Here is a 19955-nt window from a genome sequence, read left to right as displayed (position 1 = left end):
TTTGGTTAAGTATTCGATATCTTTAAGATATAAATAATATTAGAAAATATCTTATTTAGAAATATAAAATTAACGTCCGAAGTCTAAGGTCTCCTCGACTGTCATCGCGCAGATGAAGGTCGATTGAAGGAGACAGGACCATGTATCGTGTTTCTCATTTCAACAGGGAGAAAGAGGGCGCCGCAGCAGTCGAATTCGCTCTCATCGCGCCGCTTTTTTTCCTTCTGCTTCTCACGCTGATTGCCTTTGCCATCTATCTTACCGCCGCTCATTCGCTGCAGCAATTGACGGCCGACGCTGCCCGCACGGCAATCGCCGGGTTGTCGGCGGACGAGCGAAGCCAGTTGGTTCAAAGCTTCGTCACCAATTCGACGATCAACGACGCTTTCATCGACAAGAGCAAGTTGACGATAACCGTCGCCACCGACCCGACCAATGTCAATCAATTCACGGTCAGCGCCAGCTATGACGCGTCGGATCTTCCGATCTGGAACCTCTATACCTTTGCGATGCCGGATCAGACCATCCGCCGCTATTCGACCATCCGGCTCGGAGGTCTCTGATGCAGCGGCTTCTCGTTAAGCTCGCTTCTCTGCGGGACAGGCGAGGAAACGTCGCCATCACGACTGCGCTCGTCTCGCCCCTCATTGTCTATTGCCTTGGCCTCGGCATCGATTACGGCATGATGACGCTGCAGCAACGGCGCCTGCAGCAATTGAGCGACATCGGCGCAATATCGGCTGCTTCCGATATCGCAAATGCGCGCACTGCGCTTCTGAACAATCTCCAGAGCAATGGCACGACCGCGGCAGTTGCCTCCGGCAGCAACTATATGACGAGCAACGGGCTCGTCACCGCAGCTGCGGCCAACTCCGGTCAATATGAAACCATGGCCAATCTGGTCCTCGGCACCTACACGGCGGATGCATCGATCCCGCTTGCAAACCGCTTCTCCTCTACGGGAACCTCGCCGTACGATTCCGTCAAGGTGACATTGACCCAAAAGGCGGTGATGCCTTTCGCTTCCGCCTTTGCCACGCCGCCGACCTTGAGCGCGACGGGCACCGCGTCCAGCGAGCGCCTGGCTGCCTTTTCGGTGGGATCGCGGCTTGCGAGCCTCAATGGCGGTATTCTGAACCAGCTCCTTGGCACGTTGCTGGGAACGCAAATCTCTCTCAAAGTCGCCGATTATCAGTCGCTTGTCAGCGCGAATGTCAATCTTCTGAGCTTTCTCAATCTGCTGGCTACGGATCTCAAGCTTACCGGCGTGAGCTATAACGAGCTTCTGGCAACTGACGTCACCTATGACAAGATTCTCGGCGCTCTTGGCAAGTCGACCAATCTTTCGACCGGAGTCGTCACCCTCATCAACAATCTCGGCAAGACGCTTGGCACAACGAAGCTGACCGTCAAGTTGCAGGATATCGTCAATCTCGGTCCGTTGGGGAGCAATGTCGTCGGCACCTCCCCCAATCTGACGGCCACCATGAACGTGCTGGATCTGATCTCGGCGACCGGAATGGCTGCCAACCAGCAAAGACAGATCGCGATCGATCTCGGGGCCGCTCTGCCAGGCGTCGCGACCGCAAAGCTGACGCTGGCGATCGGGGAAATGTCCCGGCAGACGCCGGCCCTTGCCGTGGGCGCTCCGGGCACGATCGTTCGCACGCCGCAAGTCCGTGCCGCGCTCGAAGTGGCCGTCACCGGCCTGTCCCTGATCGCCGGGTTGAAGCTTAGGGTTCCGCTCTATATCGAGCTTGCTCCCGCGGAAGCCAAGCTTGCCTCGATCACCTGTGTCGGCGGCGCCATGCCGAACGCGGTCGTCGGGATAGACGCGGTGCCCGGTGTTGCCGAGGTAGATCTTGGTGACGTCAATACGTCTGCTTTCGTAAACTTTGGCTCCGAGCCGCGGGTAACGCCGGCTGCGATCATCGATTCCCTTCTTCTCAAAGTGATAGCGGGTGCGCAGGTCGATATCGCCAATATGAGCCCGACACGATTGAACTTTCAGCCTTCGGAGATCTCGGCAGGTACGATCAAGACGGTTTCCACCAGTACCGTCCTGACGTCCACGGTCTCGTCGCTTCTGAAAAACGCGACCATCACCATCCAATTGCTCATTTTGACCATTGGAACGCCGTCGGGGGTGCTTTCAGCCGTTGCCGATACGCTATCGGTCGTGACGGCGCCGCTCGATCAGGTTCTGTACGGTCTACTCGGCCTTCTCGGGCTTGGTATCGGTCAAGCCGACGTGAGCGTTACCGACGCAAGATGCACACAGCCTGTGCTGGTACAGTAATGGTTTCGCGGCGCCTATGGTCGAGCCGCGCGCTCTAAATCCAGTTGTGCCTCGAACGAGGAGCTGGATTGCCAACCGATCGGATCAGGAATTCGTACCCGGCAGGCTGTATGCCTGCTGGAAATAACGCCTGAAGGCGAGCATTGGCTGGCTGAACTCGACATTCGCTCGCCACGCGAGCCCCACATCCATGGGGGGAACCGGATCCTGGATGTTTACGGTCTCGATGCGCCTTCCCTCAAGCGACCAGGGGCGGTGCACCATATCCGACAAAATAGCGACGCCGAGGCCGTTCGCCACCATCGATCTGACGGCTTCGATCGAACTGGTCCGCAGGAGCACCTTTGGTTGATAGGGGCTTCGGCTCCAGTAGCGCAGCGAAGAATGTGCCGCCTCATCGACCGTCAGCATGATGTAGGGTTCCTCGGCGATTTCACGCAGACCGATGCCGTCGCGACGCTGCAGCTCGTGACCGGCCGGCAGCCAGAGACGCCTGACCGAACTCAGAAGCGTCTCGGTCGTCAGCATCGGATTGAGGATGTTCGAGGTCAGCAAGACCGAAATGTCGTAGCGGTTGGTCAGCAAGCCTTCCTCGATTGACTCGCGATTGACCTCGTAGAGCTGGATTTTCAGCTTCGGATAGAGGCGGCGGATACGCTCGATATGCATCGGCAGGAAATAGCCAATAACGGTATAGGTCGCGGCAACGACGAGCTCGCCTTCGATGTCGCTGCTGACGAGGTTGAGATGGGTCGCCTCGTCGACTTTGGCCAGAATTTCATAGGCATGGGACAGGAATTGCCGGCCTGCCGTGGTCAGGTCCATGCCCTGTGGCGTACGGTTGAACAGAGAGACGCCGACGGTAAGTTCGAGATCCTTGATCGCCGCGGTGACGGCAGATTGGGAGATCGACAGGCTGACGGCCGCGTGCGAGATCTGTCCATATTCCGCCGTCGCGACGAAGTAGCGAAGCTGCCGCAGGCTCAAGCTCATGATGTTCTTCCTATCTATTTATCTGAAAACATCTACTGCGATTCAGATTTCATGGATCTAAAGCGAGCTTGTTTTCGACAAAAGCGTGCGCAATTTTAATATATAATTGATATTACAAGATATTTCATGGCGCAATTTTAAGCATAGATATCAGTTTATCAGATATCAGGGATTTGAAAATTGTATTTTTCAAAGGCCGCCTTTGTCTCTAGCGTTCACATGTCGGTCCCGTTGGGGCGCAGGTGCGAGGGAAGGCATTTGAAGGAAGTTGTCGATATCAATTGCGACATGGGGGAGGCCTTCGGCCGATGGCGGATCGGCGATGCGCGTGACGAGGAGCTTATCTCACTCATCAGTTCGGCCAATATCGCCACCGGGTTTCACGCCGGCGATCCCAACCTCATGGACGAGACCGTGCGGCTGGCAGCGGCCCACGGTGTCGGCGTCGGTGCTCATCCCGGCTACAATGATCTCCAGGGCTTCGGGCGGCGCAAGATCAACGGTACCAGCCGCGAGATCGTCAACGACCTGATCTACCAGGTCGGTGCGCTGCGCGAGTTTGCCAGACGCTATGGCGTGCCCGTGCAGCATGTGAAGCCGCATGGCGCTCTCTATATGGAATTGGCGGCGAACGCCGATCTCTCGCAGATATTCATACAATATATGCGCACGGTCGCGCCGAACATGTTCGTGTTCTGCATGGATGGCTCGGCAACCTGCCTTGCTGCGCAGGAGGCGGGCCAACCTATCGTGCGCGAGTTCTATGCCGATCGCGACTACGGTGATACGGGCTGGATCGTCTTTACCAGGGACGCCGGCCGCCCTGATCCAAAGGCAATTGCGCGCAAGGTCGTGAGAGCTTGCACCGAAGGCGTCGTGCGTACCGTCAACGGTGCGGATATTCCGATCGCCTTCGATTCCATCTGCTTTCATTCCGATACTTTGGGTGCGCTCGATATCGTGCGGCACATGCGCGAGGCCCTCATTGCCGAAGGCATAGAAATTGCACCCGTTTCACAGATTTTGAACAGCGACGCAGCGCGGAGGTCCCATGAGCAAGCTTGAGATCAGATCACCCCTTCCGGGAACCTTCTATCGGGCTTCTTCTCCGGACACGCCTCCCTTCAAGGCCGATGGCGATGCCGTTGTGGCCAGCGATACGATCGGTCTTATCGAGGTCATGAAAACCTTCCAGCAGATCCCTGCTGGGCTCGATGGCAAGAACATCACCTTTCTTGTCGATAATGAAGAGCCCGTCATGGCCGGCCAGATCATAGCGGAGGTGGACCCATGACGATCCGCTCGGTCCTCATTGCCAATCGCGGCGAAATCGCCGTCAGGATTATCAGGGCTGCCAAAGCGCTCGGCATCCGCACCGTGCAGGTTCATAGTGCCGCTGATGCCGACATGCTGGCGGTCAAGCTTGCGGACGAGGCAATCAATATCGGCTCGCCGGCTCCAAAGAAATCCTATTTAAACATCGATGCCATCGTCTCGGCAGCGCGGTCGGCGGGCGTGGATGCCGTTCATCCGGGCTATGGGTTTCTCTCCGAAAACGGAGATTTCGCCGATGCTGTCGAGGCGGCGGGCATGATCTTCATCGGGCCGAGCGGTGAGGCGATCCGGCTGCTCGGCGACAAGGTGGCAGCCCGCGAGATTGCGAAACAGGCCGGTGTCCCGACAGTACCGGGAAGTGATGGTCGCGTGGCGGATTTTGCGGCTGCAGAGGCGATTGCCGAACGCATCGGCTTTCCCGTCATGATCAAGGCGGCAGCCGGCGGCGGTGGACGTGGCATACGTATCGTGCAGTCGCTCGCCGAACTCAGAGAGCAGTTTCCGCTTGCCTCGGCGGAGGCGGCGGCCGCTTTCGGCGATGGCGGCCTCTACATGGAGAAGGTCATCACCCGCGCCCGCCACATCGAGGTGCAGATTTTCGGCGATGGGCGGAACTTCGTGCATTGTTCCGAGCGCGAATGCTCGCTGCAACGTCGCCGCCAGAAGGTTTGGGAGGAAGCGCAGGCCTCCATGCTGCCTGATGACATTAGACAGCGCCTTTGCGCCAGCGCCGTTGCCCTCGCGGCGGAAGTTGGTTATCGCGGCGCAGGCACCGTCGAATATCTGTACGATGAGGATAGCAGGCAGTTCTATTTCATCGAAGTGAATACCCGCATCCAGGTCGAGCATCCGGTAACTGAAATGATTACCGGCATCGATCTGGTGCAGGAGATGTTCAGGGTGGCCGGTGGCGCTCCCTTGTCGCTCTCGCAATCCGATATTCGGGCACGCGGGCACGCCATCGAGTGCCGGATCAATGCCGAAGACCCGGCCAGGGACTTTCTGCCGGCGCCCGGCACTGTGACGCGGCTCTCGATTCCGGAAGGCGAAGGCATCCGCTTCGATACGATGCTCTACGCCGGCTATACCGTGCCGCCCTTCTACGATTCCCTGCTCGGCAAGCTCATCGTCTGGGCCGAGGATCGCGATGCCTGCCTCGACAGGCTGGTCGCCGCCCTTTCCAGTCTGACGATCAAGGGCTTGCCGACGACGATTCCCCTGCACCTCGCTCTCGCCCGCGATCCCTCCGTGCGTAAGGGCGCATTCCACACGCGTTTTCTCGAATCCTGGCTGGAGACCGATTTTCCCGCGGTTGACGGCGTATCGGCGGAGGTTGCCTGATGCCTGCTCGCTTTACGTTCGGAGGTGACGAACATCTCTTCGTCGAATGCAGCGACGAGATGTCCCTCGAAGCCTTCTTCAAGAGCCTGTCGATGGCCAAGGGGGTGCGCGAGAGCGCTATCAAAGGTATCACCGAAATCTGCCCTGCCAACGCCTCCTTCCAGATCAAGTTCGATCCCGACATAATCAAGCCGAACGATCTCTTGCACGAGGTCAAGGCGATCGAGGGCGCCGCCGAAAAGGCCGAGCCCGTCATTACCACCCGCATCGTCGAAATCCCTGTTTTCTACAATGATCCCTGGACGCATGAGACGCTGATGCGCTTCCGCGAGCGGCATCAGGAGCCGACGGGGACCGATCTCGACTACGCTGCCAGGATCAATGGCTATGATGCGGTCGAGGGCTTCATTTCGGCTCATGCCGGCTCGCCCTGGTTCGTCTCGATGGTCGGCTTCGTTGCCGGCCTGCCGTTCATGTATCAGATGGTGGAGCGGCAGCGGCAGATCGAGGTGCCGAAATATCTGCGCCCGCGAACCGACACGCCACGGTTGACTGTGGGACACGGCGGCTGCTTCGGCTGCATCTATTCGGTCCGGGGGGCGGGCGGCTACCAGATGTTCGGCATCACGCCGATGCCGATCTTCGACCCCACGCAAACGACGAGCTATCTCCGCGATTTCATGGTGTTCTTCCGTCCGGGCGACATCGTGAAGTTCCGGCCGATCGATCGCGACGGGTATGACCAGGCGGTCGAGGATGTCGACAGGGGCCGCTTCGCGCCGCCGATCCGCGACGTCAGTTTCGATCTAAGGCAATACCAGGCCGATATAGACGGCTACAACGCCAGGCTGGAGGGCGCGCTGCATGGCCATTAAGGTTCTTCATCATGGCCTTTCCACCACGATTCAGGATCTCGGACGGCCCGGCTATTTCCATCTCGGCATTCCCGTTGGCGGCGCCATGGACCGTTACGCCATGCGGGCGGCAAATCTTCTCGTCGGCAATGATGAGGGTGCGGCCGGGCTCGAAGCCGTCTTCATGGGGCCCAAGCTCGAATTTCTCGACGATGCGCTGATTGCGGTTACCGGCGCCGACATGCCCGTCAGGATCGACGGCGAGCTGCAACCGGGATGGACGGCACTCAAGGTCAGGGCAGGGCAGACCGTAAGCTTCGACTTTCTGAAGTCCGGGGCGCGGATCTGCATTGCGGTGTCGGGCGGCATCGATGTTCCCGAAGCGTTGGGCAGCCGGTCGACCTATGTGATCGGCGCCCTCGGCGGCCTGAATGGTAAGGCTATCGCTGCCGGAGATGAGCTTCCCGTTGGCTCCGGTTCCATGAAGAACGAGGGGCTATCCATTGCCGAGGAGCTGCGCCGCAAGCCTGGTACACCGGCGGAGCTCCGGGTTCTGCCGGGGCTCTATTGGGATCGGTTGACAGAGGAAACGAAGAGCAACTTCTTTGCCGACCAATGGAAGGTAGCGCCGGAGGCTGATCGCATGGGGTATCGCTTCCGCGGCGGCCGCAAGCTCGAATTCGTCGAGCGCAAGCAGCCCTTCGGTGCAGGCTCGGATCCGTCGAATATCGTCGACAGCTGCTATCCCTATGGCTCGATCCAGGTGCCGGGCGGAACGGAGCCGATCATCCTGCATCGCGATGCCGTCTCCGGCGGCGGTTATTTCATGCTGGGAACGGTGATCTCGGCCGACATGGATCTGATCGCGCAATTGCAGCCGCATACTCCGACGCAATTCGTGGAGGTCTCCATGGATCAGGCGCTGGCGGCGCGGGTGGGCCGGCAAGCATTGCTTGCGCGCCTTCGTGCTGCTCTGGCGTAAGGGATCAAGCGGATGGCTGCCCCTTCGATCCCGCATTTCCGGCATAGCTGGCATAGGTCAGGGATCGCCTGCATCTTACTCGAGAACGCGGGTGAGATAAGCAGCCGTCACGCCGGGGCCCGGGATGATCGCGACGATCTTCATCTGTGCGATCGTGCGGTCGACGGAGGCCTCGAGATGGTTCTCCATCATCGCTGCCGCCGCCTTGACGGCGCCGCGCAGCAACAGTTCCGCGATCAGGCGGAGCTCCGTGATGATGGCGGGATCTCCGGGCAGCCCGAGGCGCCGCAGCAATCGCTCCGTCGCCGTGACGGGCAGCAGGTTGTTGCGGATGGATTCCTTCAGCCGCTCGTTCGGCGTCGCAAGGATGCAGATGTCGATGAAGTCGGCATGGATGGCTTCCAGCGCCGCAAGATGATCCGCCGGTTCGTGCCGTTCGAGATCGGAAAGGCGCAGAAACAGATCATTCAGCCGTTCCCGATCAACCCGGCTCGCGCCAGCGACCAGCGCCTGCGGTTCCAGCATGCCGCGCAGGCCGTAATGATCCTTGATCATCTGCGCCGTCAGCGGGCCGGCGATCCAGTGCGACGACTGGTTCTTGCGCACGAGGCCACGCTCGCGCAGGCGCGTCAGCACATCGCGGACGACGGTGCGGCTGACGTTGAAATGGTCGGCGAGCTCGATCTCGATGATGCGGTACTGGCCGAAGACGACGCAGCCGGCGACATCGGCCTCGACGGTATTGTAGATGCGTTCCCAGGAGGCGCGGCTCTGCAAGGCTTCGTCTGCGTGCCGCGGAATGGTCAGGCCGAGGGTCTTGATATCGGTGCGCTTCGGCTCGATGCCGTGACCGGCGGGACCGACCAGATAGCCGCGTCCGTTGAAGCGATGCACCAGCCCTTCGCTCTCCAGCGTCTGCAGCGCCCTTTGCACGGGCGCGCGCGAAATCTGCAGGATATCGGCGATTGGTCCTTCGAGCAGCACCACGCCCTGCGGCAGCGTATTGTCCTCGATATTGCCACGCAGAACATCCTCGGCGATCTCGTAGCGCTTTTGCGCATTGGGGCGCGCACGGTTTTCGGTCATCTGATGCAATGGACTCACGTCGTTCTGATGCCTCACTCTTACGCGTTTTGTAATTCTAACATAGCGCAAAAATAAATGACTATTGAATACAAAATATGTTTTTGCGAACGAGTGCAGTGAATCTCTTTCTGCTGGCTGTTGACCCATGGCGTCGCGATTGGCGCCATTTTCTGAATGGTATCCTGGTACGGCGCGTCACGCTCTGGCGCCCGTAATGCCTGCTTCGTCGCCAATTCTACGCGAAGGCGGGGGTGCCTGCCAACATCGCCACCTTCCGCCGATCACCGTCGTTTAACTGGTATTTCTGGGTTCGACATTTTCATGAAAAAGTCTATTGAATACAAAAATCATTTATGCAATGCTCCCAGCATCAAGGTGCTCGTCAGAAGCGCCGCAGGTGGAACTCTTTGAAACGCCAAGGAACATCTCTTTGACGCGCATGTGATCATGCGCGAACGCAGGCAGACGTCTGAAGGTTCGGATACTTGTGATCCGGGCGAAGGCGGAGCTCTGCCCGAAGGATGGTCCTTGCCTTGAAACTGGTGGGAATTCGGTGTCGACCGTTCTTCAGCTCAGCCAAATCACCAAGTCCTATGGCGCGGCATCCGCGCTGGACAGGATAGATTTCTCTTTGCCCGACAATGCCTATATCTCGCTGCTTGGCCCGAGCGGCTCCGGCAAGACGACGCTGCTGCGCGTCATTGCCGGCTTCGAGGAGCCGGATGCCGGCTCGATCCTCTTCCATGGCAAACGGCTCGATGGCGTCGAGCCGCATGATCGCGGCATCGGCTTCGTTTTTCAGAACTTCGCTCTTTTTCCGCATCTTTCCGTTGCCGAGAACGTTGCCTTCGGCCTGCGCAACCGCAAGGTCGGTCCGGTGACGGACGCGCGCATCCTGGCAAAGCGGGTTCAGGACATGCTGTCGCTGGTCGGTCTCAAGGGATTTGACGACCGCGCCGTCACGCAGATTTCCGGCGGCCAGCGCCAGCGCGTCGCCCTGGCACGCACATTGGTGACGGAGCCGAAGATGGTGCTGCTGGACGAACCGCTCGGTGCGCTCGACGCCAATCTGCGTAGTCGCATGCGCAGCGAGCTCAAGATCATCCGCGAGCGCTGCGGCGTGACCTTCCTGCATGTCACCGGCAGCGAGAGCGAAGCTTTGGCGATGGGAGATCTAGTGCTCGTGCTCGATCGCGGTCGCATCGCGCAGGCCGCCGCCTCGGATGTGGTCTACAACAGTCCGGCAACGGCCTCGGTCGCCCGCTTTCTCAATTGCTACAATCTCTTTGCCGGCAATGTCGTCGAGGATGCTTTCGTCGGACCGGCCGGCCGCTTCCCTCTGAACGGATCGCGGCGAAAAGCGCCGCAGCCGGCTTATGCGATCCGCTACGACCGCGTTTCGATCCGCCCCCGCGATGCGGTGCTCTCGGTTGACGAAGTGCGCATCGAGGCGGATTTCATCGCCAGCGAATATTCCGGTGCGGCGGTCAATTCCTTCTTTGCGCTCGATGGCGGTGATGTCTTCGAGGTCGAATCTCATCTGAGCCATGCCCGCCCGCCGGCCTTTGTCGAAAAGGATCGCTATGCGCTCGTCTGGAAGAAGGAGGATGCCCTTGTCTTCGGCTGACGTGACTTTTTCCAACCCTTCCGCCGGACCCTCCAAGGAGAGCGAGAGATGACCATGGTCGCGACATCAGAGGAAGCCGTGCAGGAAGGCGCAACCGTGCGCCGGAGATCGAGCAAGACATTCTGGCTTCTGGCGCCGGGCATGATCTGGATGATTGCCTTCCTCGTCCTGCCGATGCTGATGATGGTCTATGTTTCCTTCTGGACGCAGACGACCTTCAAGATCGAGCCGGCACTGACGTTGCAGAGCTGGATCACCTTCCTGACGAGCCCCACCTATCTCGGTGCGCTCTGGACGACGATCCGCATCTGGCTGCTTGTGCTGGTGTCGACATTGATCGTCGGCTATCCAGCGGCACTCTTCGTCGGGCTTCTCATCAAGAACAAGACGCTGCAGACGGTGCTTCTGGTGCTCTGCGTCATCCCGTTCTGGACCTCCTTCCTCATCCGCGTGCTTGCCTGGCGGCCGATGCTCGGCACCGAAGGCGCCATCAACATGATCCTGATGAAGCTCGGTATCGTGCAGCAGCCGATAGAAGTGCTGCTGTTTTCGGAGCTGTCCGTCATCATCGGCATGACACAGATCTACTGCGTCTTCATGGTCGGGCCGATCGCCTTCATGATGGGCCGTATCGACGCTTCGGTCATCGAGGCGGCGCAGGATCTCGGTGCCGGCTTCTGGCGCATCTTCCGCACGATCATCCTGCCGCTGTCCATGCCGGGTGTAGTGGTCGGTGCGATCTTCGTCTCCGTCATGGTTCTCGGCGAATTCGCAACGTCCGCCGCCCTGTCCGGCCGCAAGGTCAATCTGCTCGGCAATATCATCGTCACCCAGGTCGGCTCGCTGAAATGGGCCTTTGCCGCGGTCGCCGGTGTTGTCCTGACGATCATCATGGGGGCTGTCGTCGCAGCCCTGCTCAAGGTCGTCGACCTCAGAAAGGAGCTCTGATCATGAATGCCGGCGGCATCAAGCTTGGCCTGGGTGTCTATACGACCCTCTTTTTGATCTTCCTCTACGGACCGCTCGTCGTCCTGGCGATCCTGTCGTTTCAGACCGGTCCAGAGGGCGGTCCGCAATTTCCGATCATCGAATGGTCGACCTATTGGTATCGGCATCTCTTCGGTCTGACGCCGCCCTCGCGCATCGCACCGTTGCCGATCGATCAGGCGCTGATCCGCTCGCTTTTTCTGGCGCTGATGACCATGATCGTTTCGACGGTGCTCGGCGTCATGTCCGCCCAGGCCTTTCGCCGCAAGTTCCGCGGCTCGGGCGTCGCCTTCTATCTGATCGTTCTCGGCATGATGGTGCCGGGCGTGCTTGTCGGTCTCGGCATGGCGCTTGTCGCCAACGCCTTCGGGATCGACCGGCACTGGTGGAGCACCGCCTTCGTCCTGCATGTCGTCTACACCTTCCCCTTTGCTTTCCTCGTCATGCTCGCCATCTTCAACAGGTTCGATCCGAGCATGGAGGAGGCCTCCTGGTCGCTCGGCGTCACGCCGGCTCGTACCTTCCGCAAGGTCACTTTTCCGCTGATCTTCCCGGGCGTGCTTTCGGCCATGCTCTTTGCCTTCACGCTCTCCTATGACGAGTTCTCGCGCACCCTGTTTGCTTCCGGCCGCGAGCTGACGCTGCCGCTTGCCATCTACGGCACCTTCTCCGTCGAGGTGCATCCGAACGTTTTCGCTTTCGGGGTGCTGACCACGCTGTTTTCCTTCGCGCTTCTCGGCACCTACGCGATCCTGATGGGTCTGTCGGTCAGGCGCGCCAAGCGCGTCCGCATCCAGGAGGACGCGTGATGGCTGAGAAGGTTTCCGTTCCGATCTCTGCTCCCCTCTCTGCCATCGTCACCGGTGCCGGCTCTGGGATCGGCCGCGCCATTGCGCTGCGCCTTGCCGCGGACGGCTATGCGGTTCTGGTCAACGACCTCTCGGGCGAGCGGGCCGAGACTGTTGCCTCGGAAATCACCAAGGCGGGCGGTGCGGCGACCGCGATCGCCGGCGACGTAGCACGGCCCGAGGATGTGGCGGCGATCCATGCTGCTGCCAAGGCCTCGCACGGCGACGTCGCCCTTCTCGTCAACAATGCCGGTATTGCGCATCAGGCGGCATTCGAAAACCTCGAGCTTGAGGATTTCGACCGGATGTTTGCGGTGCATGTGCGCGGCACCTTCCTGATGACCAAGGCCGTCATCCCGTCGATGCTGGCACGCGGCGAGGGCGTCATCGTCAACGTCGCCTCCCAGCTCGGGCAGATCGGCGGTGTCGAGCTGGTTCACTATTCCGGCGCCAAGGCGGCGATCATCGGCATGACCAAGGCGCTCGCCCGCGAGGTTTCCAGCCGCGGGGTGCGGGTCAACGCCGTAGCGCCGGGGCCAATCAACACGCCGCTGGTGCGGGGTCTTTCCGAGGAATGGCGCGAACGCAAGAAGCGCGAACTGCCGCTCGGCCGCTTCGGCGAGTCCGAGGAGGTAGCGGCGACCGTGGCGTTTCTGGCCTCGCCGGCAGCGAGCCTTTTCGTCGGCCAGACGCTCGGGCCGAATTCCGGCGATGTGATGCTCTGAAGGAGACAAGCAGATGGACAATTTAGAGAAACGAGTCGTCATCGTCACGGGCGCGGGCATCGGTATCGGCCAAGCGACAGCAAAGGCGTTTGCAGCGCTCGGTGACCATGTCGTCGTCACCGATATCCTCGAGGAGGAAGGCGAGCAGACCGTTCGCGATATTCTCGCCGCTGGCGGCTCTGCCGAATTCCATCTCTACGACGTCCGATCGACGGATGCCGCGAACCAGCTTGTCGCCGATGTCGAAGCGCGCTTCGGCAAGATTGACGTCATCGTTGCCAACGCCGGCATCGCCCATCGGACACCGCTCGACAATCTCACCGACGACAAGTGGGACCTGACCATGGATGTCGACCTGAAGGGCATCTTCAAGCTGGTGCGTGCCGCGGTACCCGGCATGCGTGCCCGCGGATCGGGCAGCATCATCGCGCTCTCCTCGATCATGGGCGTCGCCTATGGCTGGGACGAGCATGTCCATTATTCGGCGGCGAAATCCGGTGTCGTGGGATTGGTGCGCGGGCTCGCCGTCGAGCTGGCGAAGGACGGCATCAGGGTCAACGGCATTGCGCCGGGCTACATTCGTACAGCCCAGCTTCTTTCGGAAGAAAATTCGCTCGGCCCCGCAGGCGCGGAGAAGGCAGCCGAGTTCATTCCGATGGGCCGGCTGGGTGAACCGGAAGACATCGCCGACGTGATCGCATTCCTCGCCTCGAAGGGCGCGAGATACATAACCGGCCAGGTTCTGGTCGTGGATGGCGGCCTCCTTGTGGGGCGGTACTGATCGCCATCGTCCCGGCAACGACCGGGTCAAGGGCGATACGGCAATGAAGCAGGCCTGCAAAGGGCACAAGGGAACAGCAATCAGCACTGGAGAACAAAAATGTCCAAAGTGGAAATGAACAGACGCTCTCTGTTGAAGCACTCCGCCGGCGCGATGGCGCTCGCGATCGGGGGCGGAACGCCTTTTCTGTCGTCGCGATCGGCCTACGCCCAGGCTGCGAACCTTGCCAAGGAACAGTTGCGCACCATCGGTCTCTCGGTCACGGTCCAGGAGCGTATCCTTGATGAATTCCGCAAGGTGAGCGGCGTCGGCCAGACCTCGGGTACTGCGGCGACCTTTCCGGACGCACAGACCAAGATCCTGTCCGGCTCCAAGGATTACGATTGCTGGGAGATCATCGGTGAGCGCCTGCCCTCGATCGTCATGACCAACAATGTCGAGCCGGTTCCGGCCGCCTCCTTGAAGAACTGGGCCAATATCCGCGATACCTTCACCACGCCTTCCGACAAGTGGGAGCCGAAGCAACAGATCGTCGGCCAGATCTGGGCCGATGATGCCAAGACCACGCTGAACATGGTGCCTGCGGTCTACAATTACGATTCCATCGGCTACAATCCGGACGTTCTCTCCGCCGAGGAAGCCAATACATGGTCGGCGATCTTCGATCCGAAGTGGAAGGGCAAGTCCGGCCTCAATACCGATCCGCTGATCGCCTTCGGTCAGGCGATCATGGCCATGAACACGCTTGGCCTTCTGAACGTCAAGAATCCCGGCAATCCGAGCACGGCCGAGATCGACGAGGCGGCGAAGTTCCTCGTTTCGAAGAAGAAGGACGGGCAGTTCCGCGCTCTGTGGGGTGACTTCGGCGAGCTGGTCAACCTGATGGCATCGGGCGAGATGGTCGTTTGCGACGCCTGGCAGCCGGCTGTCATGGCGGTCAAAGCCCAGGGCAAGGCATGCAAATATGCCGTGCCGAAGGAAGGCTATCGCGGCTGGGCGATCGGCCCGTCGATGATCGCAGGCACGCCGAACAAGGAAGCCGTGATCGCCTATGCCGATTACTGGCTCTCGGGCGAGCCCGGCATCACCGTTTCGGAACAGGGCTATTATTCGCCGTCGACCAATATCCAGAAGGTCATGGCGCCGGAGAAATATGCCTTCTGGTACGAGGGCAAGCCTTGGGTCGGTGCTGCCGAGCGCGGCATCAAGGAAGGCGACCTGCGCGACGGCGGCTCGCTGGCGGAACGCGCCAAGAACGTTGCCTACTGGCACCAGTGGCCGGATGAATACGACCATCTCGTCCAGAAGTGGGATGAATTCCTCAATGCCTGATCCGATGGCTGCCGCCAGCTATCCCATGCCGCGCGGGGAGGCGATGTCCGCCTCCTCGTCCACGCCCGGAGATCTCCCATGATATATGACTTGGAACTCATCGATGTCGGTAAGGTCTATGACAATGGCACGCCCGCCGTCATCGACTTCAATCTATCGATCAGGAAGGGCGAATTCATCGCCTTCCTCGGCCCGTCGGGCTGCGGCAAGACGACGACGCTCCGTATGATCGCCGGCTTTGAGAGCATCTCCTCCGGCGACATGATGATCAAGGGCGAGCGCATGAACGATGTCCGGCCGCAGAAACGGCCGACATCCATGATCTTCCAGAACTATGCTTTGTTTCCACATATGACCGTGCGGCGGAACGTCGGATATGGTCTCGAGGTCAAGGGCATGGCGAAGGCCGAACGGGATGCGAGGGTCGACCGTATTCTCGCGACCCTCGGGCTGGAGGATATCGCCGAGCGCAAGCCGGACAAGCTCTCCGGCGGTCAGCGCCAGCGCATCGCGCTTGCCCGTGGCCTCGTGGTGGAGCCGGATGTGCTGCTTCTCGACGAGCCGCTGGGTGCTTTGGATGCCAATCTGCGCAAGGCGATCCAGAATGAGCTGAAGCTGCTGCAGAAGAAGCTCGGCGTGACCTTCGTCTTCGTCACGCATGCTCAGTCGGAAGCATTGGCACTGTCCGACCGGATCGTCGTCATGAACCAGGGCAGGGTGGAGCAGATCAGTCCGCCCGCTCAGCTCTACACACGCCCGAACACGCCTTTCGTGGCACAGTTTATCGGTCGCAACACCATCTTCGAAGGCGACGTTGCCGGCACGCAGGCCGACAACACCTTTGTCTCGACGTCCTTCGGCACGCTGTCGGGCTGTGCCAATGGGAGCCTCTCCAGCAAGGTCAACATCGTCATTCCCTCGGAGGCGATCGAGGTTCATGCGGCGGGCGGCTCGGTACACGAAAATCTCGCCCGGGCTTTCGGCGGTAATGTGGTTGGCGCACGCGTCGAGCGCTTCGACGTGGTCGGCCATATCTCGCAGATCGGCATCAGCCTGCCTGATGGCCGAGGCCTGGCGCTGGAGGCGCATGTCGACAAATACCGGCCCGGCGCCTTTCTCCCAGGCACCGAGGTCATGCTTACCTGGGATCCGGCCGATGCGACCGTCATCCCGGCGCACTGATTACAGAAAACTCAAATTGAAGGAGGTCATCCCATGGCAAAGGAAATCTTGTGCAGTTTTGGCGTCGACGTCGATGCCGTCGCCGGCTGGCTCGGCTCTTATGGCGGCGAGGATTCGCCTGACGACATCTCGCGCGGCCTTTTTGCCGGCGAAGTCGGCAGCCCGCGGCTGGTGAAGCTCTTCGAACGCTTCGGCATCAAGACCACATGGTTCATTCCCGGCCACTCCATCGAGACCTTTCCCGAGCAGATGCAGGCTGTGGCCGATGCCGGCCATGAAATCGGCATCCATGGCTACAGCCATGAAAATCCCATCGCCATGACGCGCGAGCAGGAGACGGAAATCCTCGACAAGTGCATCGAACTGGTCACCAAGCTGTCCGGCAAGCGCCCGACCGGTTATGTCGCACCGTGGTGGGAATTCTCCAATGTGACGAACGAGCTGCTTCTGGAGCGCGGCATCAAGTATGATCATTCGCTGATGCACAATGACTTCACGCCCTATTATGTGCGTGTCGGCGATAGCTGGACGAAGATCGACTATTCCCGCAAGCCATCAGATTGGATGGTGCCGCTGAAACGCGGTGAGGAGACCGATCTGATCGAAATCCCGGCATCCTGGTATCTCGACGACCTGCCGCCGATGATGTTCATCAAGAAATCGCCGAACAGCCACGGTTTCGTCAATCCACATCATATCGAACAGATGTGGCGCGATCAGTTCGACTGGGTTTATCGCGAGATGGATTATGCCGTCTTCCCGATCACCATCCATCCCGATGTCGCCGGCCGGCCGCAGGTGCTGATGATGCTGGAGCGGCTCTATGCGCATATGGTCAAGCATCCCGGCGTCAAGTTTGTCACGATGAACGAGATCGCCGACGATTTCGCAGCCCGCTTTCCGCGTAAGAAATAGCCGGCTAGGCTGAATAACCGAGTGCATCTCAAGGAGGCGATTGCCATGTGTTCACTGTGCGGCGTGCTCGGCGGCAATGAGCACTGGACGGATGCCGCGGCACGGCCAGGCGTCTTCACCCGCAATCACGCCAGCGCCGACCGGCGGCGTGAGCGTGCCGAGCGCGTGCGTGCCGCCAACGAGATGCTCTCGGGCTTCGGCCTTGTCCTCTCCGATTGGCAGGGTGCGTCCTTCGTTCTGTCAACACGAACAGGCAGGAGTGAGATCATCGAGGATCTCGGTCATCTCTGGCCGGCGGCCGAAAGGCTCGTCGGCCGGCCCTGTGACCCGCTCGACCTTGCTTTCGTCGCAAGGATGGAGGCTCGGCATGGCGACTGAAACAAGCGGCTTCCTGCCGATCAATCTGCTGACGGGCTTCCTCGGTTCCGGCAAGACGACACTGCTCAAGCGCATCCTGGCTGATCCGGCCTTTGCCGATACGGCCGTGCTCATCAACGAGTTCGGCGAGATCGGGCTCGATCACGATCTTGTCGAAAGCGTCGAGGACGAGATGGTGCTGCTGCGCTCCGGCTGTGTCTGCTGCACGGTGCGTGGTGAGCTTGCCACGGCACTCAGGGAACTTTACTCCCGTCGCGAGCGCGGGCTGCTGCCGCCGTTCCGGCGCGTGATCATCGAAAGCACCGGGCTTGCCGATCCTTTCCCTGTGCTCTCGACCATCAAGGCCGATCCGGTACTCAGGCACCATTTCTGCGCCGGCAACGTGATTACGACGGTCGATGCGGTGAACGGGCTGCGTCAGCTCGACACCTATATCGAATCCAACAGGCAGGCGGCGGTTGCGGACCGGTTGGTCATGACCAAGACCGATCTTCAGGCCGATCGTGGTGAAGGCGGCCTCCAAGCTCGCCTTCGAACGCTCAATCCCGATGCCCCAATCCTGATCGCGGCCGATCCGGATCTCGATCTCTCCTCGCTTGTCGCGGTCCAGAGCAACGTCTCAACAAGCAGCCTGTCGCAAAGCGGCTTTTACTGCGAGGAACCGGTGCAGCTCGTCTCATCGGGCGGCGCGCCGCATCAGGCCGCCATTTCCTCGATTTCGCTCATCATCGACAGGCCTGTCGATTGGACCGCTTTCGGGCTCTGGCTGACCATGCTGCTCAATCGGCATGGCGAACGAGTGCTGCGCGTGAAGGGTATTCTCAATCTCAGCGGTGAGGAGCGTCCGGTTGCGGTTCATGGTGTCCAGCATCTGGTTCACACCCCGGTGCATATGGATGGTTGGCCCTCGGAAGACCGCACTTCGCGACTGGTCTTCATCCTGGATGGGCTCGACGGCACTCTCTTGAAACGCTCCTTCGAAGCCTTCACACTGGCGCATGTACCTGCCGCGCCTTACCCGATCGCTGCGGCGCGATAAGACAACCGGTATCTCCATGAACAAGCATGAATCCGTCGCCAAAAGCATGTCTGCTCCCGCCCTGCATCTGAAGGGCCGGCCGCGCCTGCGCGTACTCGGAACTGCCATTTCACTGCTGGAGGAACTGCGCCTGCGCGCGCAGGAGGATCTCGGCATCGACGTGACGTTCGACAATAACAACTTCCTGACGACCCAGTACAAGGCGGCCCGCGAGCCGGAAACCTACGATATCTACGACCAGTGCTTCCACAATCTCGATATCGTCTGGCACTGGCGCGCGATCCAGCCTGTGGACACGCAGCGCATCGTGCTCTGGGATGAGGTCAACGATCTGACGAAGACCGGCCATATCGGCCCCAACCCGCGAATGGGGCTTGGCGATGTGCCGGCGAAAAAACTCTTCGTGCAACCGAATCTCGCCTTGGGCGATACGCCGTCGCGCTTCATCTCGATGCTGCCGACGACGCATAATTTCGACAGCTTCGCCTATCGGACGGATCTGACGCCGAATGGTGTTGGCATGCATTCCTGGGGCGCGCTCTTCGACGAGCGCTGGGCAGGCAGGGTGGCGCTGGTGGACGAGCCCGCCATTGGAATATTTGATGCTGCGCTCGCAGCACAGGCCGCCGGCCTCATGTCCTTCGAAGATATCGGCAATATGTCCATTCAGGAGATCGATCAGCTGATTGATCTCTTGGAGGAGCGCAAGAAAGCCGGCTTCTTCCGGGATTTCTGGAAGACCGCCGAGGATGCGGCGCGGCTGATGATCGCTGGTGAGACCAGCGTGCAGAGCATGTGGTCGCCCGGCATCGGCATCCTGAATTCGAAGGGTGTGCCGGTCGAGCAGGCCGTGCCCGCGGAAGGCTATCGCGCTTGGCATGGCGGCCTCTGCCTTTCGAAACACTTGAGCGGCCGCCTGCTCGATGTCGCCTATGACTATCTGAATTGGTGGATCTCGGGATGGCCCGGTGCCGTGGTCGCGCGGCAGGGCTATTACATTTCGACGCCGCAGCGCTCGCGCCAGTTCATGACGCAGGCGGAATGGGATTACTGGTATGAAGGTGCGGCGGCCACCGAAGACTTGCCTGGCCCGGATGGGCAGATCCGGATCAGAGAGGGTTCTGTGCGCAGCGGCGGATCCTATTGGCAGCGCGCCAATTGTATCGCCGTCTGGAATACGACAATGGATGAGCACAATTATCTCGTGCGCCGCTGGATGCAGCTGGTCGGCTGAGAAGGAGAGCAGGGACT

General features: G+C 60.2%; 20 protein-coding genes. 18 read left to right on the top strand and 2 right to left on the bottom strand.

What is annotated here, in order from left to right:
• The first annotated feature begins 140 nt into the window (after nt 1-140).
• Both I8E17_RS25640 and I8E17_RS25635 read left to right on the top strand, forming a co-directional pair.
• Nucleotides 141-563 carry a TadE/TadG family type IV pilus assembly protein gene (locus I8E17_RS25640; RefSeq protein WP_069610150.1) on the top strand — a complete coding sequence of 141 codons (423 nt, stop codon included), beginning with the start codon at nt 141-143 and terminating at the stop codon, nt 561-563.
• Nucleotides 563-2299: a pilus assembly protein TadG-related protein gene (locus tag I8E17_RS25635; RefSeq protein WP_069610149.1), complete on the top strand. Its 1737-nt coding sequence runs from the start codon at nt 563-565 to the stop codon at nt 2297-2299. Before I8E17_RS25640 ends, I8E17_RS25635 begins: the two co-directional genes overlap by 1 nt.
• A gap of 84 nt (nt 2300-2383) precedes the next feature.
• On the opposite strand, the gene I8E17_RS25630 is transcribed toward I8E17_RS25635, so the two are convergent.
• Nucleotides 2384-3292, bottom strand: a complete 909-nt coding sequence (locus I8E17_RS25630; protein WP_069610148.1) for a LysR family transcriptional regulator — start codon at nt 3290-3292, stop codon at nt 2384-2386.
• A gap of 258 nt (nt 3293-3550) precedes the next feature.
• Here I8E17_RS25630 and I8E17_RS25625 point away from each other — a divergent pair, with 258 nt between their 5' ends.
• The 5 genes from I8E17_RS25625 to I8E17_RS25605 are packed head-to-tail and all read left to right on the top strand — an operon-like array spanning nt 3551 to nt 7804.
• Nucleotides 3551-4357, top strand: a complete 807-nt coding sequence (locus I8E17_RS25625) for a 5-oxoprolinase subunit PxpA (RefSeq protein ID WP_069610147.1) — start codon at nt 3551-3553, stop codon at nt 4355-4357.
• Nucleotides 4344-4586 carry an acetyl-CoA carboxylase gene (locus I8E17_RS25620; RefSeq protein WP_069610146.1) on the top strand — a complete coding sequence of 81 codons (243 nt, stop codon included), beginning with the start codon at nt 4344-4346 and terminating at the stop codon, nt 4584-4586. Before I8E17_RS25625 ends, I8E17_RS25620 begins: the two co-directional genes overlap by 14 nt.
• Entirely contained in the window at nt 4583-5968 is a 1386-nt protein-coding gene (locus I8E17_RS25615) for an acetyl-CoA carboxylase biotin carboxylase subunit (protein WP_069610145.1), read from the top strand. The genes I8E17_RS25620 and I8E17_RS25615 overlap by 4 nt, the downstream gene beginning before the upstream one ends.
• The gene (locus I8E17_RS25610; RefSeq protein ID WP_069610144.1) at nt 5968-6843 is read left to right on the top strand and encodes a carboxyltransferase domain-containing protein; all 876 of its coding nucleotides are present in this window, start codon (nt 5968-5970) and stop codon (nt 6841-6843) included. The genes I8E17_RS25615 and I8E17_RS25610 overlap by 1 nt, the downstream gene beginning before the upstream one ends.
• Nucleotides 6833-7804 carry a biotin-dependent carboxyltransferase family protein gene (locus I8E17_RS25605; protein ID WP_069610143.1) on the top strand — a complete coding sequence of 324 codons (972 nt, stop codon included), beginning with the start codon at nt 6833-6835 and terminating at the stop codon, nt 7802-7804. The genes I8E17_RS25610 and I8E17_RS25605 overlap by 11 nt, the downstream gene beginning before the upstream one ends.
• A gap of 75 nt (nt 7805-7879) precedes the next feature.
• Here the strand turns inward: I8E17_RS25605 and I8E17_RS25600 are convergent, their stop codons facing one another.
• Nucleotides 7880-8890 carry a GntR family transcriptional regulator gene (locus I8E17_RS25600; protein WP_069610142.1) on the bottom strand — a complete coding sequence of 337 codons (1011 nt, stop codon included), beginning with the start codon at nt 8888-8890 and terminating at the stop codon, nt 7880-7882.
• A 553-nt stretch (nt 8891-9443) separates the two neighbouring features.
• Here I8E17_RS25600 and I8E17_RS25595 point away from each other — a divergent pair.
• The 11 genes from I8E17_RS25595 to I8E17_RS25545 all read left to right on the top strand — a co-directional run bounded on the left by I8E17_RS25595 (nt 9444) and on the right by I8E17_RS25545 (nt 19938).
• Entirely contained in the window at nt 9444-10517 is a 1074-nt protein-coding gene (locus I8E17_RS25595; RefSeq protein ID WP_069610141.1) for an ABC transporter ATP-binding protein, read from the top strand.
• A 48-nt stretch (nt 10518-10565) separates the two neighbouring features.
• Entirely contained in the window at nt 10566-11465 is a 900-nt protein-coding gene (locus I8E17_RS25590; RefSeq protein ID WP_069610140.1) for an ABC transporter permease, read from the top strand.
• 2 nt (nt 11466-11467) lie between these two features.
• The gene (locus tag I8E17_RS25585) at nt 11468-12313 is read left to right on the top strand and encodes an ABC transporter permease (RefSeq protein WP_069610139.1); all 846 of its coding nucleotides are present in this window, start codon (nt 11468-11470) and stop codon (nt 12311-12313) included.
• Nucleotides 12313-13077 (top strand): glucose 1-dehydrogenase, encoded by a 765-nt coding sequence (locus I8E17_RS25580; protein ID WP_069610138.1) that lies wholly within the window; start codon nt 12313-12315, stop codon nt 13075-13077. Before I8E17_RS25585 ends, I8E17_RS25580 begins: the two co-directional genes overlap by 1 nt.
• A gap of 13 nt (nt 13078-13090) precedes the next feature.
• Nucleotides 13091-13858, top strand: coding sequence for an SDR family NAD(P)-dependent oxidoreductase (locus I8E17_RS25575; RefSeq protein WP_069610137.1), 768 nt, complete (start codon nt 13091-13093; stop codon nt 13856-13858).
• Nucleotides 13859-13957: 99 nt separating this feature from the next.
• A complete protein-coding gene (locus I8E17_RS25570; protein WP_069610136.1) occupies nt 13958-15190 on the top strand; it encodes an extracellular solute-binding protein in 1233 nt (410 codons plus the stop codon).
• Between the two features lie 78 nt (nt 15191-15268).
• On the top strand, nt 15269-16372 hold the full coding sequence (locus tag I8E17_RS25565) for an ABC transporter ATP-binding protein (protein ID WP_069610135.1): 1104 nt from the start codon (nt 15269-15271) through the stop codon (nt 16370-16372).
• A gap of 33 nt (nt 16373-16405) precedes the next feature.
• Complete coding sequence (locus I8E17_RS25560) at nt 16406-17287, top strand: polysaccharide deacetylase (protein WP_069610134.1); 882 nt, start codon at nt 16406-16408, stop codon at nt 17285-17287.
• Between the two features lie 45 nt (nt 17288-17332).
• Nucleotides 17333-17665 (top strand): hypothetical protein, encoded by a 333-nt coding sequence (locus tag I8E17_RS25555; RefSeq protein WP_069610448.1) that lies wholly within the window; start codon nt 17333-17335, stop codon nt 17663-17665.
• On the top strand, nt 17655-18704 hold the full coding sequence (locus I8E17_RS25550; RefSeq protein ID WP_069610133.1) for a GTP-binding protein: 1050 nt from the start codon (nt 17655-17657) through the stop codon (nt 18702-18704). Before I8E17_RS25555 ends, I8E17_RS25550 begins: the two co-directional genes overlap by 11 nt.
• A gap of 16 nt (nt 18705-18720) precedes the next feature.
• Entirely contained in the window at nt 18721-19938 is a 1218-nt protein-coding gene (locus I8E17_RS25545; protein WP_069610447.1) for an extracellular solute-binding protein, read from the top strand.
• Nucleotides 19939-19955 lie beyond the last annotated feature (17 nt).

This window comes from Rhizobium sp. AB2/73 (assembly GCF_020871915.1).
Taxonomy (GTDB): Bacteria; Pseudomonadota; Alphaproteobacteria; order Rhizobiales; family Rhizobiaceae; genus Rhizobium; species Rhizobium dioscoreae.
Note: the sequence above shows the minus strand (reverse complement) of the source record. Positions and strands in the feature narration are given on the sequence as shown.